Raw genomic sequence first — 2959 nt, forward strand, 5'->3', positions numbered from 1 at the left:
CAAGAACCAGGGCCTGGGCGGCGCGTTCTTCTGGGAGTTCAACGGCGACACCGCCGAGGGCGAACTCGTGAACGCGATCAGCAACGGCCTGAAGTAACCCCGCGGAACGATCGACCGGCCCGCCCGTCCCGACCAGGGGCGGGCGGGCCGCCGCATGTCCGCGACCGGGCAGGTGCCGCCCCGTACGCTGGATCACGGGCCCGACCGGCCCGTCCGTGCCGACGAGCCCCGCTCGCCCGGGTGCCGCGCCCGGAGCCGGCACGGCCGGCCGACCTGCTCACAGAATCGAAAGGGCTTGCGGAGACAGGGTTTTGATCATGGTGTTGGTCCAGCGGATCTGCCGCAGGGTCCGGGGACGGCAGTCCGAGGCGAGGTCCAGGGCCCGATCGTCGCGGGTCGCCCGGGCGACCTGGGCGAGCATCTCCCAGTACAAGGAGTTCTCCGTGGCCATCAGATGCAGGTCGCGCAGATCGTGAAGGAGCAGCAGGCCGGGCTCCGGGCCGCACCCCCGTGTCCCGGCAGTCCGTACCGTCGGGGTCGCGAGAGATCCCGACGCGGAGCCGTCCTGGTCCGCCCCGGCGAAGTCCGGGCCGTGAGCGCGGGCGGCCCGCTCCAGGCGCTCGACGTGCTCGCGCGACCAGGCCGCGAGGTCGAGGGCCACGTGATGGATCTCGTGTTCGGCCGCGTGGCGCTCGGCGACCGAGGCGAGCTCGGTGGCGAGGTCCTGTTCCCCGCGGTGGAGGGCGCGCAGGACGACGTCGGCGAGTTGGGCGGTCTCGGTCGGGAAGAGGTCCTGGACGACGACGAAGAGGCGTTCCTGGGCGAGGACCGAGCGGATGCGGGACGGCTCGGGAAGGGACACGGCCGGATTGGTGCCACTGATCCACAGCATGCGCAGCGAGCCCTGCTCGGCGTAGCGGAACATCTGGAGGGCGTGCGTGGGAGGGCCGTAGTGCGGGATGGTCTTCGGGTCGACGTTCCACACCCGGGCCAGGTCGGCGACGTGCTCGTCGTTCTGCCAGTTGCGGAATCCGGGCAGGTCGCCGTTGGCGCCACATCCCCGGGTGATCTGGGCGGTGGGCTGCCCGTTCTCCTGCAGGACGCCCGCACCGGGCCGGCCCAGCATGCCCCGGATCAGGTGCAGGTTGTTGACCTGTACGGCCGCCGCGGTCGCCTGGTGGGACTGGTGGACGCCCTGCAGCACGGTCGACAGCAGCCGGTCCGCCGTCCCCAGGATCTCCGCCGCCTCCCGGATCCGGGCGGCGGGGACGTCGCAGACGCCCTCGGCCCACTCCGGCGTGCAGGGGGCGACGCGGGCCTTCAGCTCGTCGAAGCCGACGGTGTGGGCCGCGATGTACGCGGTGTCGACGCGGCCCGCGCGGACGACCTCGTGCAGAAGCGCGTTGAGCAGGGCGAGGTTCGTCCCCACGCGCGGGGCGAGGTGGACCGTGGCCCGGCGCGCCACCTTGGTCGGGCGGGGGTCCACGCACACCAGCCGGGGCGGGTCGCCACCCGCCAGCCGGTCCAGGATCCGCATCCACTGCGCCGACTGGGTCTCGGCGAGGTTGTGGCCGAAGAGGGCGATGACGTCCGCGTGGTCGATGTCGTCGTAGCTTCCCGGCTGTCCGTCGCAGCCGAAGGACTCCTTCAGGGCCTCGGCCGCCGTCGACGTGCACAGACGCGTGTTGCCGTCGAGGTGGTCGGTGCCGATGCCGGCCCGGGCGAGGACGGCGAGGGTGTAGGCCGCGCGATGCGGTCCACCTCCCTGCCCATACCGCCTCCCGGACTCACGACGAGCTGTCAGCCTCGCGGGTACCCCCCACCGCCACCGGCTGACACCGTGGCCTCCCCGTCTCCGCCTCCTCACCGTGGTCCTCACGCTCGTCGACGACGCCCTCCGGAGCCCCGACGGCCGAACGGCGTCGCACGCACAGGGTGGCAAGCGGAGTCCCCTTCTCGGAGCCGGCCGGGCGAAGGGGGCGCGGCCGGGTCCCCGTCCGCTGCGGGCTCCGGTACCCGGCGCCGGTCACGGCCCCGGCGCTCTCAGGCGACCCTGTGGGCACGAGGGCGTCGGACCCTCAGGTCGATGCGGGTGTGGAGGCGCCGGGGCGCGAGCAGGGCTTCGACCGGGGGAAGCACCGCGGTGGACACCCGGGTGAGGACATCGCCCGGGTCCGTCCCGCAGACGATCCGAAGGGTGAGGGAGAGGTCGAGGTCGCGCCCGCGACGCGTCAGGCGGCAGCGGACCCGGACGACCCCCGGGACGGTGGAGCAGGCTTCTCGAACGGCCCGGCGCACGGCCCGGCCGTCGAGCGCGCATCCGGGGGTGGCGAGGCGCAGACGCCGAGGCGCCCGCCGGGGAAGCTGCATCACCAGCAGTCCCAGCCCGGCGGCCATGCCCAGGAGGCTCGCCGAGGCGACGAGGGCGGGTCCGGCCCGCTCCAGGTGCCGGAGCCCGGCGGGCAGGGCCAGGGCTTCGCCCCAGCGGGCCCCGCTCGCCGCGCAGGCGAGGAGGGCGGTCCCCGCGAGAGCGAGGGCGAGGCGGTTGGTGACGGTCGTCCGGTCAGGCATGGGCGTCCTTCCCGGTACGACGGTCCCCGGGCGCCTTCAGGCGGAGGCGTACGGCGGGGCGGCGCCCCGGGGAGAGGGACGCGACGGTGGCGGCGACGACGCCGACGGCCCTCTGCCGGACGTCCTCCGGCGACCCGAAGAGGACGTCCGCCCGCACGGTGACGCGGCGGGGAGTGAAGCGGACGCCGCGCACGCGGAGACCGGAGACGTCGGCGAGTGCTCCGCGTACGAGCCGGGCGGCGCTCGCGCGCGTCGTCCGGGCCCGGACCGGGGACGCGCAGTTGAGGGCCAGCGTCCGGTGACCGCCCGGGGCGGCGGACAGGAGGATCAGCCACCCGCCCGCCGCGGCGGCCGCCAGGGCCGCCGCGCGGCGCAGGACCGGCGGGCG

Annotated in this window: 3 protein-coding genes and 1 pseudogene; all 4 read right to left on the reverse strand. The window is 74.9% G+C overall.

Annotated features, from left to right (window positions below):
• Window positions 1–277: 277 nt before the first annotated feature.
• Complete coding sequence (locus IE321_RS43300) at window positions 278–751, reverse strand: hypothetical protein (RefSeq protein WP_229916861.1); 474 nt, start codon at window positions 749–751, stop codon at window positions 278–280.
• Window positions 725–1741: pseudogene (locus IE321_RS42980) on the reverse strand (molybdopterin-dependent oxidoreductase); the annotation flags it as partial. The pseudogene IE321_RS42980 and the gene IE321_RS43300, both read right to left, overlap by 27 nt.
• Before the next feature lie 302 nt (window positions 1742–2043).
• Window positions 2044–2571, reverse strand: a complete 528-nt coding sequence (locus tag IE321_RS41225) for a hypothetical protein (protein WP_190226745.1) — start codon at window positions 2569–2571, stop codon at window positions 2044–2046.
• On the reverse strand, window positions 2564–2959 hold a 396-nt coding region (locus tag IE321_RS41230), incomplete at its 5' end, for a DUF6286 domain-containing protein (protein ID WP_229916859.1). The genes IE321_RS41230 and IE321_RS41225, both read right to left, overlap by 8 nt.

This window comes from Streptomyces hydrogenans (genome assembly GCF_014656075.1).
GTDB lineage: Bacteria > Actinomycetota > Actinomycetes > Streptomycetales > Streptomycetaceae > Streptomyces > Streptomyces hydrogenans.

Coding starts and splice junctions, on each gene's coding strand:
- IE321_RS41225 (WP_190226745.1), bottom strand. CDS start 2,571: ATGCCTGACCGGACGACCGTCACCAACCGCCTCGCCCTCGCTCTCGCG.